The sequence below is a fragment of the Legionella busanensis genome, assembly GCF_900461525.1.
Lineage (GTDB): Bacteria > Pseudomonadota > Gammaproteobacteria > Legionellales > Legionellaceae > Legionella_C > Legionella_C busanensis.
Genome location: NZ_UGOD01000001.1, coordinates 2,530,723 through 2,549,359, shown reverse-complemented (window position 1 = coordinate 2,549,359; position 18,637 = coordinate 2,530,723). Strand labels below are relative to the sequence as shown.

Below are 18,637 nucleotides of genomic sequence, written 5' to 3'. Positions count from 1 at the left end.
GACGACAGAAGTTTCAATGGACTTCTTTGGAAACCGCCATTGCAGGCAATTTCAACTGAAAAAGTACCTCAAAGCTTGTCCCCATGTCGATTAGGATAATTATGACTTTTTATACCCGGCGCTTTTTCAGTCTCTTTCGACTGGCTAGCCTCATCATTAACTGTTTTTGAAGAAGTCTAATCCTTTGGCAAGGATACATTAGGTATTTAAGAAACCAGCCGGGTTTTCGTCTAGATCTACTTTTTTTGCTTCCTCATGTCTATGGTCAGCCGCAAGATAAGTATACATAGCTGGCACAACAAATAAGGTAAAAAATGTTCCAATTAATAAACCTGATGAAATCACAAGCCCTATATCGAATCGGCTGACTGCACCGGCACCCTTAGCAATTAATAAAGGAAACACGCCAAAAACCATAGCGGCCGTAGTCATTAAAATTGGTCTTAAACGAATAGCTGCTGCTTCTTCAACTGCAGCGCGTTTATCTAGTTTCTTTTCTCGTTGCAGTTGATTAGCGAAGTCGACAATTAAAATACCATGCTTGCTAATTAAACCAATGAGAGTAATTAAACCAACTTGAGTATAAATATTAATAGAAGCAGCGCCTACATTAAGAGGTATTAAGGCACCACAAATCGACATTGGTACACTAATTAAAATAATTAAAGGATCACGAAAACTTTCGTATTGTGCTGCTAAGACTAAAAAGATAATGATAATAGAGAAGAAAAAAGCAAGGATTAAGGCTGTTCCTTCTTGAATATACTGCCTTGATTGGCCACCAAAGTCATAAGTATAGCCCTGCGGTAAACTAGCCTTAGCTTCATTTTGCAAAAACTCTAATGCTTGGCCTAACGTAATACCTGGCACAGTAACCCCTTGAATAGTCGCTGAGTTTAATTGTTGAAAATGGGTGACTGAATTAGGCTGCGTCTTTTCTATGGGCGTAATTACAGTTGATAAAGGAACCATCGTTCCACTCTTAGAGCGTACATAGATTTTTTCTAATTGTTGGGGGGAAAGCCGATATCGTCTATCGAGTTGAGGAATCACTTGATAACTTCGACCTTGTAAATTGAAATAATTAACATAATTTCCAGATAGCGCACTTGTTAAGCTACTGCCTATATCTTGCATATCTAGACCTAAGTCAGCTGCTTTTGAGCGATTAATCTGTAATATAATTTCTGGCCGGTTAAACTTAAGACTATTATCAAGAAAAATGAAATAACCACTTTTTTGAGCTTTAGCCATTATCTGATTAGAAATTTCAAGCAATGTTTGGAAATCATTAGTTGTTTTAATGACAAATTGAATAGGCGTTCCACCGCCGCCGCCAGGTAGAGGCGGTGGAATAATAGCAAAGGATTTTAAGCCCGTTACTTGATCTAGTTTATCTTGCAGAGGTCGCTCTAAGGCAAATTGGGTACGCTTACGTTGATCCCACGGTTTTAAAACCATCCCCGAAACTGGATTGCTTGAATTAATATTAAAATAATATGCGGCTTCGGGAAAACTCTGATAGATTTTATCAAATAATTTCGTAAAAGCAGCAACATAGTTAACTGTCGCGTATTGAGGTGCTGTAGCCACAACAAAAAAGAATCCTTGATCTTCTTCTGGCGCCATTTGTTTAGGTGTTGTGGAATACAAATAAGGCAACATTAATAGAATGGCTACTGCGAGAACTAATATAATTGCGCGGGTGTCTAGGAGGCTATGTAACTTCCTTTGATAATAATTTTTAGCAGAATTAAATTTTCTATCAAGGAAATGAACAAATCGTCCTGTATTAACCTCCCTAGAAAATAGTTTGGAACACATCATTGGTGTTAAGGTAAGTGCAATAATACCTGAAATAATGACAGAGCTAGCTAATGTGAATGCAAATTCTTTAAAAAGAGCACCCGTTAAGCCACCCATAAAACCAATAGGTGCATAAACTGCAGCTAAGGTAATAGTCATGGCAATGACGGGTGTTGCAATTTCTCGTGCGCCAATCATTGCTGCCTGTAAGGGCGTTTTTCCTTCTTCTAAATGTCGATGCACATTTTCAACAACTACAATCGCATCATCAACAACTAGACCAATTGCTAAAACAAAAGCAAGGAGGGTAAGTAAATTTATTGAGTATCCTAGAAAAAGCATCAAGGTGCATACCCCAATTAACGAGAGGGGAATAGTAACAACAGGAATAATGACCGAACGAATAGAGCCTAAAAAGAGAAAAATAACCACAATAACGATGATCGCTGCTTCTATAATTGTTATGATCACTTCTTTAATTGAGGCTCTAATAAAATCAGTAGCATCATAGACAATGGTACCTCCTAATGTAGGCGGAAAATTGGCAACAATAGATGGAAAATTTTGTCTAACTTGGCTAATAACTGTTAATGGATTAGCAGTAGGCGTGGGGGTAATTGCAATAAAGACGGCTTGCTTACCATTAAATGTGACAATGGTATCATAATCTTGCGATCCTAATTCTACTTTTGCAATGTCACTTAAACGAATGAGTGCTGATTTATTTTCTCTAACAATTAATTTACTAAATTCTTCTGCATTGTTTAAATCAGTATTGGCATTAACGTTAATAGCAACATACTCGCCCTTAGTGTTTCCTGCTGCCGTTAAAAAACTATTACGAGCAAGCACATTAGTTACGTCTGCGGGTGTGATATGTAAGGCAGCCATTTTCATCGGATCAAGAAAAATCCGCATAGAATAAGTTGCTCCTCCCAGAAGTTGAGCTTGAGCAACGCCATCAATTGTTTGTAACTGTGGTTGAACTACACGTACCGCATAATCAGTAATTTGTTGAGGTGTCATCTGATTACTATCTAAGCTAATGTACATTAAGGGCGTTGATGTATCAGAGCTTTTAATAATAATAGGTTGTTGTGCCTGCGGGGGTAATTGATTTAAGGTCTGTTGAACTTTACTCATGACATCTGTAAAGGCAACTTGGGGATTAAAATTTAATTTAATTGTAAGTGTAATTGTGCTTAGCCCTTGAACACTGGTAGAAGTCATATAATCAATGCCTTCAGCACTTGCAACAGCAGCTTCTAAAGGTGTAGTAATAAAGCCAGCAATTAGACTAGCATCAGCACCGGGGTAACTAGTAGTAACAGTAATAACAGTATTATCCATACGAGGATATTGGCGAATTTGCATGGTAAATAATGAATTTAAACCGAATAAAAAAATCAATAAACTAACCACAGTAGCTAAGACGGGGCGTTTAATAAAAATATCGGTAAAATTCATCCGTTTCCCTAAAAAATTCTAATAATTTAACTTTACTACTGACCTAATAGGTCAGGATTAACAGTGGTATCTAGTTTAATATCATTATTGATTGTAATTCGTGATCGGTCTTGTAATTTAAGTTCACCAGAGCCAACTACGAGTTGGCCTGGTTTTAGGCCATTTTTAATTATTGTATAGTTACCTTCTTGTTCACCTGTCTCTACAAAAACACGTTTTGCCTCGAAAATATCTTTTCCAGCTTTATCTTTTTCGCTTGTTTTTTCAATAAGAAAGACAGAATTACCATATAAACTATAAGAAATTGCTGTTGAGGGTAGAACTAGTACATTAGGAATAGAGGGCTGCTCAACATAAATTGCAGCAAACATACCTGGAATAAAAACAAACTGATTAATATGATTCTTAGTATTTATATCTGTGTTGCATTGAATAATTTTTTTGTTACCATTTTCTTCATTTTTTACTGTCAATAGTTTTGTTTTGTTAATTGTTTGTAATGCTTGAGCTGGACAATTAGGCACAGTCGCTTGAACTAAAATATTATGGGTATTGGGATCAACCTTAGAGTTAATGGCAGAAATTTCACCTTGAAAAAGTAAATTTGGAAATTCTTCTAGGCTAAGTTGAACTTTTTGTCTTAAGTGTAGCTTTTTGAAAAATTGTTCTGGTAAATTAAATTCAAGATAAAGAGGATCCATCGACTGTAGTGTCACAATTGCAGTTTGACCTGGTGTAACATATTGGCCAAGATTAATTTGGCGGATACCAAGTTTGCCAGAAAAAGGGGCGATAATATGTTTATTCCTGATTTGAGCTTCAATTTTTTCCACATTAGCTTGAGCTTGCTCTAAGCTAGCTTTGGCTTCATCAACGCTGGTAATAGGTGTCGCTCCGCGCCCAGATAGTGTGACTTGGCGTTTATAACTGACATCTCTTAATTCTTTATTAGCTCGTTCAAATTTTAATTGCGCTTGCTCAACAGTATCATTTAGATCAACTAAAGGCATGCCTTTTTCAACATACTGTCCTGATTCAAAATGGATTGCAACAACTTGACCTGCTTCTTCTGAGTTTATTTCCACTCCATTTACAGCAACAAAATTACCTACGGCAGAGATAGTTGGTTGCCAAGTTTTTTGCATGACTTTAACAGAAGAAACAGTAAGTGGAACAGCTTGGAATTGACGAACAAAACGCTGAATCATTATTCCCTTAATAAAATTAAATGCAATGATACCGCCAAAGACAATTAGCAATGCTATTATCATAATAGTCATACGCTTTTTCATTATTATTCCTTCTAGTTTTATCTAAGCATGTAGTCAGGCGGTTTTAATTTTCTAATGCTACCTATTAAATTCTATATTGCATCGTAAGATAATTTTACTTAAAGCTAATTACTATTATATATTTCATTACTTTAACCATTTGCGTTTTCTAAAACTTAAAATAGCTTTATTTAGAAGCCGCTCTTGACGAGTAATTTTACCTAAGAAAGTGCTTTAATGGGCTCATATAATTTATCTACAATATACTTTTTCAGCACTTTTTTCGATCGATATTGTCTCCCAATAACAGTTTCTGAATAAGTTTAATGTAACTTTGTATTTTAATGGAATAAAATAAAGCTGATTTGAATAATGTACCTACGAAGGCATTAATATATCACAATTGGTTAAGAGTTGAAGTAGAAAGAAATTATTTGTGATCGGAAAAAAAACCTATTGACTAAATGGTATCCTTTGTTACCATGCCTTTTGTTTTTAACACAAAAGGGGTAATTATGAAAGTGAAATCTTTATTGCTTGCCTGTTGTTTAGGTTTATTATCAACTGCTTATGCAGAGAACCGCCATGTGCACCCAAAAGTTGAAGCACTTAAAACAGAAGCTGTAAGCGCTGCTAAAAAGGCAATGGCACCTGGTTTTTGTGAAATTGAAATTATTAATAACAGTTATGATAATGTTACAGTATATGGTCGTTTTGATGATGGTAGCTCATTAGCACCTTTTAATGTCTATAGTTTTGAAGCGCCACATTACATTGATTTATATTACTATGGTTACTGTCATCGCGATATGTATTTAGATATTGTTACATTTAGTGGCTACCATATTTATTCAGGTTATACACGTTCTGAAACAACTGTAAGAATAGTTCCTTATCTTAAAAATCAAGTAAAAGCTGAAGTTCGAGCTAAATAATTAACTTGATTCTAAGGGCACAGTGTAAATTACATTGTGTCCTTTTAATGGCTGGAGGTATTATGAAACGTTATTTTCTAATTTTACTGCTGTTGCCATCATTAGGATTTTGCTCAACTGTATATCATCATGCTTCAATAGAACATAACTTTAGGCATACAGTTAATATGCATGGGCATTATGATGATACTGTTGTAGTTATTGAAAGACCATATCGAACTTACCGGGTGCCTGCACCTTCTTATTATCGTCATTATCATCGCTATCGTAGTTATCCGCGTTATTATTCACGTTCCTACTATCGCGGACGCTATTATAACCATCATCAAGATCGAATTGATAATTATACCTATAATGATCATCTACATGGACATCGATAGGAATTTCCTAGAGATTAAAATAAGAAATTTTTTTAAAACTGCCTGGAAAATGACTAATTGGATTGATTAGTTTGTTTACAGGCAGAATAAATTAGCAGTTAAAATAAGAGCATTAAAGATTGAATAATTTATACATATCAGTTCAATTAGTGAGCTTAAATAGCTTTTAAGCGAGTTGTGCCGTTTGCTTTTTATATAGAAATTTAAGTAAGTTTTTAATTTAAATATCTAAGCTTACTTAGTCCTATCTACAATCAAGCTCAAAAAGAATCTATAATTACTTCATTTCTTATGTTAAAGAGGACTACGAATGTTCGATAAAAACTGCACAATTGCCAACTTTGATGATCAACTTTGGCAGGCAATGGAAGCTGAAAAAAAACGACAAGAAGAACATATTGAGCTTATTGCCTCAGAAAATTATGCAAGTCCTCGCGTGATGGAAGCACAAGGGTCTGTCTTAACTAATAAATACGCTGAAGGTTATCCAGGTAAACGCTATTATGGCGGTTGTGAATATGTTGATATTGCTGAGAATTTGGCTATTGAGCGGGCTAAAAAATTATTTAAAGCTGATTATGTAAACGTACAGCCACATTCAGGTTCGCAAGCTAATGCAGCCGTCATGATGGCTCTTTTAAAGCCAGGCGATTTAGTAATGGGAATGGCTCTGCCGCACGGTGGCCACTTAACACACGGTTCAAAAGTTAACTTCTCAGGTAAATTATATCAAGCTATAGAATACGGTCTTGATGTCAAAACAGGTTTAATTGATTATGATGCATTAGAGCAAGCAGCCAAAACACATAAACCAAAATTGATTATAGCTGGATTTTCTGCATACTCTCAATATTTAGATTGGGCAAGATTTCGCTCAATTGCTGATTCAGTTGGCGCTTATCTATTGGCTGACATGGCCCATGTAGCAGGCTTAGTGGCGGCAGAGCTGTATCCTACTCCAATTCCTTATGCAGATGTTGTCACAACAACAACACATAAAACACTACGTGGCCCACGTGGTGGCTTGATTTTAGCTCGTTCTAATGAAGAAATTGAAAAAAAATTAAACTCTGCTGTTTTTCCAGGAATGCAGGGCGGACCATTGATGCATGTTATTGCTGCTAAAGCTGTTGCTTTTGCTGAGGCTCTTCAACCTGAGTTTAAAGTTTATCAACAGCAAGTATTAGCCAATGCGAAAGAAATGGCAAATATTTTACTTAAAAGGGGTTATTCCATTGTTTCTGGTGGCACCCAAAACCATCTGTTATTAGTAGATTTAATTGAAAAAAACTTAACAGGTAAAGAAGCAGATGCAGCTTTAGGTAAAGCAAATATTACTGTAAATAAAAACTCAGTACCAAATGATCCAAAATCTCCTTTTGTAACAAGTGGCTTGCGTTTAGGCACGCCGGCTGTTACTACAAGGGGCTTTAAGGAGAAAGAAATAAGAATGATTAGTGACTGGATTTGTGATATTCTTGATGATCATAACAATGAAGAGGTTCTTCAACGAGTTAAGAATCAAGTTGTACAGTTATGTCATGACTTCCCTGTTTACCCTAGCTAATTGATTATTATGTATTGTCCTTTTTGCCATGCACAGGAAACTAAGGTTATTGATTCTCGCTTAGTTGCAGAAGGCGCGCAAGTGCGGCGCCGAAGGCAATGCTTGCTATGTCATGAACGTTTTACGACATTTGAGACAGCTGAGTTAATTATGCCAGCAATTATTAAGCGTGATGGTCGCAGAGAATCTTTCAATATAGATAATTTACGCTCTGGTATGCAAAGAGCGCTAGAGAAAAGGCCAGTTAGCGTTGATTTAAGAGAGGCTGCCATTGCAAATATCTTACAAGATATTCGCCGTCGGGGTGAACGTGAAATAGAGGCTAGTTTAGTTGGAGAGCTAGTCATGAAACAATTATATAATCTTGATCATGTTGCTTATGTACGTTTTGCATCGGTTTATAAACGGTTTAAAGATATAAGTGACTTTAGACAAGCAATTGATGAAATGAAAGATGATTGAGGTAATAGTGGAGAAACATGCTATCCGTGGTAAACGTCGTGCACGACGACTTGTATTGCAAGCTTTATATCAGTGGCTAATGTCAGGGCATGAGTTATCAGAAATTGAAACGCAATTTCGTATTGCAAACAACATGGATAAAGTTGATTCTGAGTATTTTTGTCGTCTTTTATATGGTATTCCTAAATCCTTACAAACGATTGAAGAAAATTTTTCACCTTTCTTAGATATTCCAATTAGCCATTTAAATCCGATAGAATTGACTATTTTGAGATTAAGCGCTTATGAGTTGATTTTTTGTCCAGAGATTCCCTATCGTGTCGTTCTAGATGAGGCAGTTTCGTTAGCTAAAGAATATGGTGCTCAAGACGGACACCGATTTGTCAATGGTGTACTTAATAAATTAGCTCAGCAGGTACGTAGTGCTGAAATTAATTTAAAATCATGAACGAGTTTGAATTAATTGATTCATTTTTTAAAAAAAGAGCTGTTACTCGCCAAGATGTTGTTTTTGGAATTGGTGACGATGCTGCCTGCTTAGAAGTGCCAGTTGGCTATCACTTATTAGTCAGCACAGATACTTTAGTTGCAGAAGTTCATTTTTTAAGCAGCTGGGATCCATATGCTATTGCCTGGAAAGCTGTAATGGTCAATGTCAGTGATATGGCTGCTATGGCTGCAGAGCCATGTTGGATGTCACTGGCATTAACGTTGCCTGATTTAGATTTAAAGTGGTTAGAACGTTTTGCTGAGGGCTTACATGCTGCTTTAAAGCAGTACAATATTACCTTAATTGGCGGTGATACAACCCGAGGCCCATTGAGTTTGACACTCACGATTCATGGCTTAACGCCATTAGGCAAAGCAATTAGACGGTCAGGCGCAAAGCCAGGTGATGAAATCTGGGTATCGGGTGAGTTAGGTGCTGCAGCGCAAGCTGTTAAATTTTTAGATCATCAAAATGAATTAGAAGCTTTGGATTTTTCACAATTATTAAATAAATTACAATATCCTAAACCTAGAATAGATTTAATTCCTTTACTGCGAGCACATGCAACATCAGCAATTGATATTTCAGATGGTTTAAGCGGCGATCTTAATCATATTTGTGCAGAAAGCAATGTCGGCGCATACTTAGATCTACACTCTATCCCCATTCATCCTTTAGTAAAAAAATATCAGGAAAAAAAAGCAATTCAGATGGTCTTACAAGGCGGGGATGATTATGAATTATGCTTTACTATACCTGCTAATCGACGTCATGATTTTTTGCAAGCTTTAAAGGAATATAAATTAAACTGTTATCCAATTGGTATAATAGAAAACGAAAAAGGGTTGAGAGGTCTTTACGATGGACAATTAAAAACCATAAGTTCTTGTGGTTATAGTCACTTTTAGGAAGAAAATATGATTGTAAATAGGTTTTCATTTCGAGTTTGGCAGGATCCAGTTTATTTTGTTGCTTTTGGGTTTGGGACTGGTTTGCTACCGATTGCTCCTGGCACTTGGGGAACGCTTGCTGCTTTACCATTATATTTGCTAATTAATAATTATTCGCTGCCCATTTATCTATTTATTATTTTTTTATTTTTTATACTTGGCATATATGTCAGTGGTAAAGTAGTTAAGGATTTAGGTGTAGATGATTATGGTGGTATTGTCTGGGATGAAGTTGTAGGTTATCTTTTAACCATGGCTGGTGCACCCATAGGCTTTTTTTGGATGCTATCAGGTTTTATTCTGTTTCGTTTATTTGATATATGGAAACCATTTCCTATTTCATTTATTGAAAAACGAATAAAAGGTGGATTAGGTGTGATGCTTGATGACATATTAGCAGCAGTGCCAGCATGTCTTATTCTAAAAGGTTTAGCTTGGACTTTTAGCCTATGAATGGTATCTGTTGAGTATGTTTGAATCTTGGTAAAAGGTTGGATTTGAGCGAAAATGTGTCAAATACAGCTTTTTTTGAATAGGGCGTAAACGCTTACTATGAATGAAAATCATAAAGAACTTATTAATATTGGCTTAACATTAGGCATTATCTGCTTAAGCTTATATATTATTCATCGCTTTATACCTTCTATTGTTTGGGCAGGCATTATTGTAATAGCTACTTATCCTTTATACCAACGCTGGCGTACCTTTTTTGGTAAGCATGACAATTTATCTGCTTTATTATTTACAACAGTATTAAGTTTATTATTTTTACTACCTTTAAGTTGGTTAATTGGATTACTGGTAAAAGAATTACAAGTTTTTATTAATTATTTACAAATGATTAATCGTGATGGTGGCGAGGCTCCCAATTTTATCAGGCAGTTTCCTATTATAAATAATGAATTAGTTAATTACTGGAATAATAATGTAGGGCAGCCAGGCAATGTACGAAGTCTATTATCTAATATGCATTTGTCCTTAACACCTGCAAGTTATTATATAAAACAAATTGGCATTAACTTAGCTCATCGCGGTTTTCAAGTTGGTTTTACCATGCTTACCTTATTTTTCTTTTACCGAGATGGTGAAAAGTTGCATACACAAATTAATGAAATAGGAAAATTTTGTCTAGGTAATCGCTGGTATCGCTATGCTGATCGTCTTCCTTCTGCTTTACGTTCAGTTGTTAATGGTACAGTCGTTGTTGGTTTAGGGGTTGGTGTATTAATGGGATTTTGTTACATGCTTGTGGGTTTGCCCGCACCAACTTTAATTGGTTTTATTACAGCCTTTGCAGCTATGATCCCCTTTGTTGTGCCTCTTGTATTTATTATTGTTGCTTTAGTTTTATTATCTTCTGGTGGGTTGATTGCAGCTATTGTTGTGGTTATTTGGGGCACTATTGTTATGTTTGTTGCTGATCATTTCATCAAACCTGTTTTAATAGGTGGCGCCATTAAGCTTCCATTTTTAGCTGTATTATTTGGTATTTTAGGTGGCGTTGAAACCCTTGGATTATTAGGGCTATTCTTAGGTCCTATTATAATGGTTTTATTAGTTACACTTTGGCAGGAGCCTACTCTTAGTAAACCTAAATATGAATTAAGGGTAAAACGTTCAATAGAGCAACAATAAGTTAGCAATTTATTAGACCTCTTGCCTAACCTACCTCTTTTATGTGATTGCTGCGTTACAAGTGTTTCTCCGGTGCTCATTTACTGCATGTAAACTCCGCTCCTCGAAACACTTGCGCCTTGCACTTACATAAAATACACAGGTTAGGCAAGAGGTCTATTATTTAAATAAAATTAGCTATTAAATTCTTCCTCACTTGTAATTTAACTATTTGCCCCCATTTAAATAACGTTTAGAATAAAATGGCCTACAGAATAGAGAAAGGGGGGGTTATGAATAAAAATTGGCCAACCAGAGAAAAAGACATTTATGTAGCAGAGCAAATTATGGAAGAATATGCCAGCCAAAATAATAGCGAATCATTAGGTTTATTTGAGCTGTTTGTAAACCCTGAAGAAAAACGAATGAATTTTAGGCTGTCTAATTGGGTAATTATGTTAGCGGAGCACTTTAAAACAGCTTATGGTGAGGCGCAAGGTGATTTTGTCACTAGGAAGGTTATTACTCGATGTTTGGTAAATGGCCAAACTCTACATTAAAATATAAATAAATTTTATTTTTCTTTAATAAATAGCTGTTTGGTGCTGTAAGTAATTTAACAGGGAAGTTAATTAAAATTTCAGCATTAAAAAGTTAACCAAGGTTTCAAAAATAGCTTAAATATTTATCATAATTTTTCTTATAATCTGACCCTTTTAAGTATTTTTCTAATGCCCCATTGATTTCACTAATTAACTCTGTCTTATTGCGATTAATTGCAATTGCTATGCCGTAACCATAATTAAAAGGCTGGCCTAGCGCTATTAATACATTCGATGACTGCTCCTGCCAATTTATTGCACTTGCATTATCCATAATTGCAATATCTATTTCTTTATCCCCCAAAGAATCAATCATGAAATCAAACCTATCGTATAGGGTAATTCGGGAATCTGCGATGCCCAATGAATTAAGTAATCTAGGAAAAATAGTTCCTCTAACAGCGCCAATATTGTAATTTTTTAAGGTAGCTAGATTAAAAGAATCAGGTTTAACATTTTTGTTACTTAAAAATCGAGCTTGGCTATTTAAATAAGGTATAGAAAAAGAGACATGTGAAGCTCGCTCGGGCGTTATTGTAATTGCACCAACAGCGGCATCTAATTCACCCTGTTCAACTTTACTTAAGAGGTTTGTAAAGGGCATTGGATAATAAATACATTTTTTATTCATTAACTGGCAAACCCCCTCCATGATGGATATATCAAAGCCAAAAACTTGATTATTGCCAGCTCGCATGACATAGGGCGGATAAAAGTTATCAACGCCTATTCGTAAAGGTGTAGTATCTTGCGCAAAAGTGAAAATATTAATGCATATTAGTAGTGTAAAAATTAAAATCCTTTTCATAATAATTACCCTTGTTATTTTTTATCAGTATAGCTTTAATCAGCTATAGGTACTAAGTTTAGAGTTTATCAAAAATTTTAGGGGTTCGTTTTAATTTTTACTGCAAGTATGATTATGATTAGTTAAATTAACTAGACCTCTTTCCAAACTACCCTAGATGGTCAAAGCTGGTCGAAAAAAGGTCTATTACTAAAATTGAAAGGTTAAGTGTGTTAACTATTCCCAAATTATTACAATCTAATTACATCTTATTTGATAAATATTTTTCTAATTTAGAGCATCCATTGCGCGAGGTTGTAAAAACGTTACTCGCAGTAAGTAATTATGCTGGTAAGCAAATTGAAACTCTAAACTATTTACTTACTCAAGATGATTGGCAAAAGCAACTTAATTTTATTGATTATAAGAACTCTTTGCAGCAGTTATATACAGAAACAAACCAGCCTTTTAATAAATTTATTCGTAATTTTAGACATTATCATTTTCTAAGACATCTGTTGCGTGAGTTAAGTGGACTAGCAACGGTTGAAGAAACAATGCTGTCTTGGTCAGATTGTGCTGATGCTTTAATTATGTTCACCTTAAATTACTGTAAGCAGGAAATGACAAATCGGTATGGTCATCCAAAAGATGAAGCAGGCAACCTAGTTGACCTTTATGTTTTAGCCATGGGTAAATTAGGAGGACAGGAATTAAATTATTCCTCTGATATTGATTTAATTATGGCCTTTTCGGCATCTGGCTATACTAATGGAGAGCAGCATGTTGATAATCAGTATTTCTTTACTAAAGTAGTCCAGCTATTTATTCAGTTGATGCAGAATGTAACAGAAGATGGGTTTGTTTTTCGGGTAGATTTAAGATTGCGACCTAATGGGGAGAGTGGCGCACTTGTATCCTCACTAGCTGCTATGGAAACCTATTATCAAGAACAAGGAAGGGATTGGGAGCGTTATGCTATGATAAAAGCACGCTTAATAAGCGCTTCCCCTGCTTTACGTGCTCAATGGTTTAAAAAATTAATTACCCCTTTTGTTTATAGACGTTATATTGATTTTAGTGTCATAGAATCTTTGCGCAGTATGAAAGCGATGATCGAACGTGAGGTGCAGTTAAATCCCACCTTAGATGATATAAAAAGGGGATTTGGGGGTATTCGAGAAGTTGAATTTATTGTCCAAAGTATCCAATTAATTCGAGGCGGACGTCTACCCCGATTACAACAAACCAATTTGGTAAACGCACTTTCAGCCTTAAAAGAAGAAAAACTTTTTTCCAGAACAGATGTGTTAAAACAAGCTTATTTATTTTTAAGAAAACTAGAAAACTGCTTACAAAGTGAAAATGATCAGCAAATACATGCACTACCTACAGAACCTATTAAGCAAGCTAAAATAGCCTTGGCTATGGGTTTTGCTAGTTGGGATTCTTTATTAAAAATAGTGCAGCGATTTAGAAAAATCATACGTCATCTTTTCCTTTCTGTATTAAAGCAGGCAATTGATTACGATAATAATGACAAGCTATTGGATTCCCAGTTAAATAATGTTTGGCAAGGTCATGCTGAAAGTACCATGGCTATTAATCTTTTAGCTAGTTTAGGTTATCAAGATGCAGAACGGTGTTATCAATTGTTATCTAATTTCAGACATGGCTCTCGCTGTCGGCGGCTTAATCAAGCAGCCCGCTTAAGACTTGATCGATTTATGACGTTACTTTTAAGAGAACTTGCCAATGTAGCAAATACTGGCGAAGTACTGTTAAACGTAATTCATTTGTTAGAAAACATAGTAACTCGCAGTGCTTATATAACGTTATTTACTGAAAATCCACAGGCATTAAGAGAATTATTTATCTGGTTTAATAATAGTGCTTTTATTAGAGGATTATTAGTTAACCATCCATTTTTATTAGAAATTTTATTAGATCAAGGGCAAGAATGGCAGCCAGCTTCACGTAAACAATTACAAGAGCAATTACAAAAAAAGTTATTAGAAAGTAATGATATTGAACTACAAGAGGAAATATTACGGCAATTTAAATTGACTAATTGGCTGTTAATTGCTCGGGCTGAACAGCAGAGTACAGTTACAGCCTTACAAAGTGCACATTTTCTCTCCCTAGTCGCTGAAGTTATTGTTGAACAAGTTGTTAAATTAGCCTTTATAGAGTTAGGTAAGCGCTACCCACAAATTCCAGAGCTCAAATCGCATTTTGCTATTATTGCTTATGGTAAATTAGGTAGTCAGGAAATGAATTATAATTCTGACCTAGATTTAGTATTCATTTATGATAATCAATTACAAGAAGAAAGTTTAGTCACACGCCTTACCCAGAAAATTTTGCATATGCTAACAACTCGTTCGCAATCTGGACTTCTTTATAAAGTAGATACTCGTTTAAGACCTTCAGGCGAAGCAGGATTGTTAGTAAGTGCTATAAAATCATTTATCGACTATCAACAAAATCAGGCTTGGCTTTGGGAGCATCAAGCATTAATTCGGGCGCGTGTTATTTTTGGCAATACAACTATTCATTCTCAATTTAAAAATTTAAAACAGAATATATTATTGATTGAACGGCCTAAGGAATGGGTTTTTAAGGAGATAAAAGCCATGCGCCAAAAAATAAATCGACATCTTAAAGGTGAGGATGAAATTAAATATACGCCGGGTGGCTTAATCGATCTAGAATTTTTTGTTCAATTTCTTGTTCTTACAAATCCGATACAAGAACTAAGTAGAGAAACTAATACATTGAGCCTAATTAAAAAACTAGCTGACTGTAAGGTAATTGAATCTGAGGTATTTAAGATACTTACTAGTGCTTATAAATTTTACCATAAAATATTACATCAGAATATTTTAGCTTCTTCTGAAGTTATAAATTCCCAAGATAAATGTAAGGAAGTTTTATCTATTGTTAACTTTCATTAAAACTATTTTATAAGTAGATACCGTTTTAAATAAGCAACCTTTTAATTAAAATTTTGCTTAATTTAAAGACGATATCTACTGTATTTAATAGAATTCAATTTCCAGAAGCCGTGTTTTTGATTTAGCGCATACCCGAATCTTATAGGTTATTAGATTTATTAGCTAATTCAGAAACTGGATTATCAGCCGAAGTAGTGTCCTTTTGTTGAAATACACCATGACGCTGCATAAGTTTTGAAGGAGAAAGTTCGCCACTTTCTTCTTTAGGCTGCTCAGCTTCTTTTGATATCTCTATATGCTTTCTTTTATAAAGAGAGTTTGGTGTTAAGCACTCTTTAGGAGAAGAAGTACTCTTTTTTTGAAAAATCGTTCTTGATGAAGAATAGTTATTATTGTTTGTATCTGTTATTTTAGGTTGACTAACTTCTTCCACAGGAGAAGTTATCATAGCGCTTAAAGCAAGCTCCTCTTTATGTGGTGTTGTGATATCTTCTTCCTCTAATTTACCCTCAGAAAACTTACTGTGAGAAAAATATCATTTTGTTTAGATACACTACCTTTGATAGGGTTTAGTGGTTGATCGCTGTTGTCTTCCTGAGATTGCTTAGCCTTTATTTCTAATGCTTTTCTCCTTTCAGGAGTACTTATTCTATCTTGTAAAATTTTATCATGTTCAGGACTAAATTTAATGCGTTTTATAGGAATAAACGTTTCTAATGATGGACTATTTTCTTCCCTGAAGTTCACAGTAGTTCTTGTACCTTGAAAATCAAATACCAAATAGTTAAGTTCCTTACCCTGTAAGATAGATAATTCCTTTTTTGCAACAATAGTTGGTGTGTAAGCGACTTCACCACTATAAAGATAATCTATTTCATCTGCTCCTTCTTCATTTTTACTTTTTTTTAGAATCAAATGATATTCTTTGCTTGTATTCTTGATTTTTAAAATAATCCTACAATCATTAAGCATACGCTCGAGGTTGAACTCTTCAATAACAATTTGATGTGTATCTGTATGGAGACTTGCAATAGTCCAATACATCCTACGCATAATTAGAATTTGCACAGGTTTAGCTATTACTTCTTCATTGTTTCCATCACTAAGCCCTCCTTCATAAGCGATAAAGATAGACTTTAAACCTTTATTATTTTTTATATCTTCTTCTGTTGGTATAAAAGGGATTTCTCTTTGGCTTCTAAAGCACTTAGCTTTTAATACTGTACCCTCTTTTGTTAAAATTATATAAGCAAAAGGATCTGTATTTAAAAACTTATTTTTTTTACAGAATTATCATTATTAGTACTTTTGGAATCTCTGCTAATAGACTGAGAAGGAATTTGAGGTAAATCTTCAGAACGAGAATACATTTTTAAATCACCAAAATATTAACTTTTTTCATTATAACAATCCATTGTAAACAAATTATTAATAAATTGATTAAATTGAAATCAGATATTTATTCAGATTGGCTATACAAATAAGGCTAAAAATCGTGGCCTATCTAGCAGGACTATAATTACATAAAAGAGCTTGAGGTATTCTAATTGTTAATAATACAATTTTTTAGACTACCTAGCTTTTCAAAGAAGATTATACAAACTCGCCATACAAATCATAATCATCACTATCGACAATATTAATATCCACGAAGTTCCCAACTGCTAAATTATTGTTAGGAGGTAAATACACTAAGCCGTCTATTTCAGGGGCATCACTTTTACTGCGGGCAATAATATGTTCGGGTGTGATTTCATCAATCAAAACAGTTTGCCGCGAACCAATTTTCTTTCTTAATTTTTGATAACTAATTTCAGCTTGAACTTGCATAAAACGATGATAACGCTCTTCTTTGATATCATCTGAAATAGGGGAGATTAATTCATTTGCTTTGGCACCTTCAACAGGTGAGTATTTAAAACAACCAACTCTATCAAGTTTTGCCTCGTTAAGAAAATCGAGTAATTCCTCGAATTCTTCTTCGGTTTCACCTGGAAAGCCAACAATAAAAGTTGAGCGTAATGTAATCTCAGCGCAGATTTCGCGCCAATTATTAATTCGTGCTAGTGTATTTTCTCGATTAGCAGGACGTTTCATCGCTTTTAATACGCGGGCATTAGCATGCTGAAGGGGAATATCTAAATAAGGCAGAATCAAGCCATCACGCATCAAGGGAATAATTTCATCGACATGCGGATAGGGGTAAACATAATGGAGACGAATCCAAATACCAAGCTCACCAAGTTGTTGACACAGATCATAAAAACGGGTAGTTAATTGTTTACCTTGCCATTCTATCGATTGATACCGTGTATCTATACCATAAGCGCTGGTATCTTGCGAAATAACTAAAATTTCTTTGACGCCTGCTTCTTTGAGTCGTTGCGCTTCAGTAAGTACTTGCGTTAAAGAATAACTTTGTAGTTTCCCACGCATAGTAGGAATAATACAAAAAGTACATTTTTGATTACAACCTTCAGAAATTTTTAAATAAGCATAATGCCTTGGGGTTAATTTAATTCCTTGGGGTGGTATAAGCTGGGTAAAAGGATCTTTAGGCGGTGGTAAATGTTGATGTACAGCGCTGACTACTTCTTCATAAGCATGCGCGCCACTAATATGAAGTACCTCTGGGCAAGCTTCTCGGATTACATCCGCTTTAGCGCCTAAACAGCCAGTTACAATAACACGGCCATTTTCAGCCATAGCTTCTTTAATGGTTTCAAGTGACTCTTTCACTGCAGCGTCTATAAATCCACAGGTATTAATAACAACGACACCGGCATTTTGATAAGTGGAGACCAACTCATAACCTTGTGCGCGGAGTTGGGTGATAATTCTTTCAGAGTCAACTAATGCCTTAGGACAGCCTAGACTAACAAAACCTACTTTATGATTCATCTAACTCAATAGCTCTATAAATGCCTATATTAAATGGGCTTCTTGTAAAAAAAGTGGATAATTATATCTTTTTTAGTCTAAAGATGTCTATTTTACAAAACTATTTTTCTCTTAATTTTGTGTATTTAAATTTCTAAGTAAGGGTAAGTTGGGCTAAAGGAAGTGCTGCCCAACAAATTATGAATAGGCTAAACCTTATAACTGAAGATGTTGGGCTGCGCGATGATTATCCAAACCTACTCCTGCTAAAATTTGGCAGATAGATACCCGCCTTCGTGAGTATGACAGTATTGGCTACTAAGATTTTTGTCATACCCGCGAAGGCGGGTATCCATTTTTAGGCTAGCACGAAGTAAGTTAAGCTGGCAGCAACCTACGTTTGTTTATCAAATTGTTAATTATTTGCCTATATAGCAATGTAAAAAAATAAAATTAAGCCCATACTTAA

16 protein-coding genes are annotated in these 18,637 nt (G+C 34.9%); 10 read left to right on the top strand and 6 right to left on the bottom strand.

Annotation, left to right across the window (positions count from 1 at the left end; genetic code table 11):
• Positions 1 to 198: 198 nt before the first annotated feature.
• Entirely contained in the window at positions 199 to 3,273 is a 3,075-nt protein-coding gene (locus tag DYH30_RS11320) for an efflux RND transporter permease subunit (RefSeq protein WP_115331761.1), read from the bottom strand.
• Positions 3,274 to 3,308: 35 nt separating this feature from the next.
• Positions 3,309 to 4,565: an efflux RND transporter periplasmic adaptor subunit gene (locus tag DYH30_RS11315; protein ID WP_115331760.1), complete on the bottom strand. Its 1,257-nt coding sequence runs from the start codon at positions 4,563 to 4,565 to the stop codon at positions 3,309 to 3,311.
• 494 nt (positions 4,566 to 5,059) lie between these two features.
• Here DYH30_RS11315 and DYH30_RS11310 point away from each other — a divergent pair, with 494 nt between their 5' ends.
• The 9 genes from DYH30_RS11310 (at position 5,060) to DYH30_RS11270 (ending at position 11,502) form a co-directional block, all read left to right on the top strand.
• Positions 5,060 to 5,479 carry a hypothetical protein gene (locus tag DYH30_RS11310; protein ID WP_115331759.1) on the top strand — a complete coding sequence of 140 codons (420 nt, stop codon included), beginning with the start codon at positions 5,060 to 5,062 and terminating at the stop codon, positions 5,477 to 5,479.
• 62 nt (positions 5,480 to 5,541) lie between these two features.
• On the top strand, positions 5,542 to 5,859 hold the full coding sequence (locus DYH30_RS11305) for a hypothetical protein (RefSeq protein ID WP_131740754.1): 318 nt from the start codon (positions 5,542 to 5,544) through the stop codon (positions 5,857 to 5,859).
• 310 nt (positions 5,860 to 6,169) lie between these two features.
• The gene (gene glyA / locus DYH30_RS11300; protein WP_115331757.1) at positions 6,170 to 7,426 is read left to right on the top strand and encodes a serine hydroxymethyltransferase; all 1,257 of its coding nucleotides are present in this window, start codon (positions 6,170 to 6,172) and stop codon (positions 7,424 to 7,426) included.
• 9 nt (positions 7,427 to 7,435) lie between these two features.
• Positions 7,436 to 7,888 carry a transcriptional regulator NrdR gene (nrdR, locus tag DYH30_RS11295; protein WP_115331756.1) on the top strand — a complete coding sequence of 151 codons (453 nt, stop codon included), beginning with the start codon at positions 7,436 to 7,438 and terminating at the stop codon, positions 7,886 to 7,888.
• A gap of 7 nt (positions 7,889 to 7,895) precedes the next feature.
• Positions 7,896 to 8,336: a transcription antitermination factor NusB gene (nusB, locus tag DYH30_RS11290; RefSeq protein WP_165482193.1), complete on the top strand. Its 441-nt coding sequence runs from the start codon at positions 7,896 to 7,898 to the stop codon at positions 8,334 to 8,336.
• Positions 8,333 to 9,286, top strand: coding sequence for a thiamine-phosphate kinase (thiL, locus tag DYH30_RS11285; protein ID WP_115331754.1), 954 nt, complete (start codon positions 8,333 to 8,335; stop codon positions 9,284 to 9,286). The genes nusB and thiL overlap by 4 nt, the downstream gene beginning before the upstream one ends.
• Positions 9,287 to 9,295: 9 nt before the next feature.
• Positions 9,296 to 9,781, top strand: a complete 486-nt coding sequence (locus tag DYH30_RS11280; RefSeq protein ID WP_115331753.1) for a phosphatidylglycerophosphatase A family protein — start codon at positions 9,296 to 9,298, stop codon at positions 9,779 to 9,781.
• A gap of 99 nt (positions 9,782 to 9,880) precedes the next feature.
• Positions 9,881 to 10,963 carry an AI-2E family transporter gene (locus DYH30_RS11275; RefSeq protein ID WP_115331752.1) on the top strand — a complete coding sequence of 361 codons (1,083 nt, stop codon included), beginning with the start codon at positions 9,881 to 9,883 and terminating at the stop codon, positions 10,961 to 10,963.
• A gap of 272 nt (positions 10,964 to 11,235) precedes the next feature.
• Entirely contained in the window at positions 11,236 to 11,502 is a 267-nt protein-coding gene (locus tag DYH30_RS11270; RefSeq protein WP_115331751.1) for a hypothetical protein, read from the top strand.
• Between the two features lie 106 nt (positions 11,503 to 11,608).
• Here DYH30_RS11270 and DYH30_RS11265 read toward each other — a convergent pair whose 3' ends face one another.
• Complete coding sequence (locus DYH30_RS11265; protein WP_115331750.1) at positions 11,609 to 12,352, bottom strand: transporter substrate-binding domain-containing protein; 744 nt, start codon at positions 12,350 to 12,352, stop codon at positions 11,609 to 11,611.
• 209 nt (positions 12,353 to 12,561) lie between these two features.
• Between DYH30_RS11265 and glnE the strand changes: the two genes are divergently transcribed.
• Entirely contained in the window at positions 12,562 to 15,288 is a 2,727-nt protein-coding gene (gene glnE, locus DYH30_RS11260) for a bifunctional [glutamate--ammonia ligase]-adenylyl-L-tyrosine phosphorylase/[glutamate--ammonia-ligase] adenylyltransferase (RefSeq protein ID WP_165482192.1), read from the top strand.
• Positions 15,289 to 15,427: 139 nt separating this feature from the next.
• Here the strand turns inward: glnE and DYH30_RS11255 are convergent, their stop codons facing one another.
• The 3 genes from DYH30_RS11255 to rimO all read right to left on the bottom strand — a co-directional run bounded on the left by DYH30_RS11255 (position 15,428) and on the right by rimO (position 18,189).
• The gene (locus DYH30_RS11255; RefSeq protein ID WP_115331749.1) at positions 15,428 to 15,736 is read right to left on the bottom strand and encodes a hypothetical protein; all 309 of its coding nucleotides are present in this window, start codon (positions 15,734 to 15,736) and stop codon (positions 15,428 to 15,430) included.
• A gap of 50 nt (positions 15,737 to 15,786) precedes the next feature.
• Positions 15,787 to 16,341: a hypothetical protein gene (locus tag DYH30_RS11250; RefSeq protein WP_131740752.1), complete on the bottom strand. Its 555-nt coding sequence runs from the start codon at positions 16,339 to 16,341 to the stop codon at positions 15,787 to 15,789.
• Between the two features lie 540 nt (positions 16,342 to 16,881).
• Positions 16,882 to 18,189 (bottom strand): 30S ribosomal protein S12 methylthiotransferase RimO, encoded by a 1,308-nt coding sequence (rimO, locus tag DYH30_RS11245; protein WP_115331747.1) that lies wholly within the window; start codon positions 18,187 to 18,189, stop codon positions 16,882 to 16,884.
• Positions 18,190 to 18,637 lie beyond the last annotated feature (448 nt).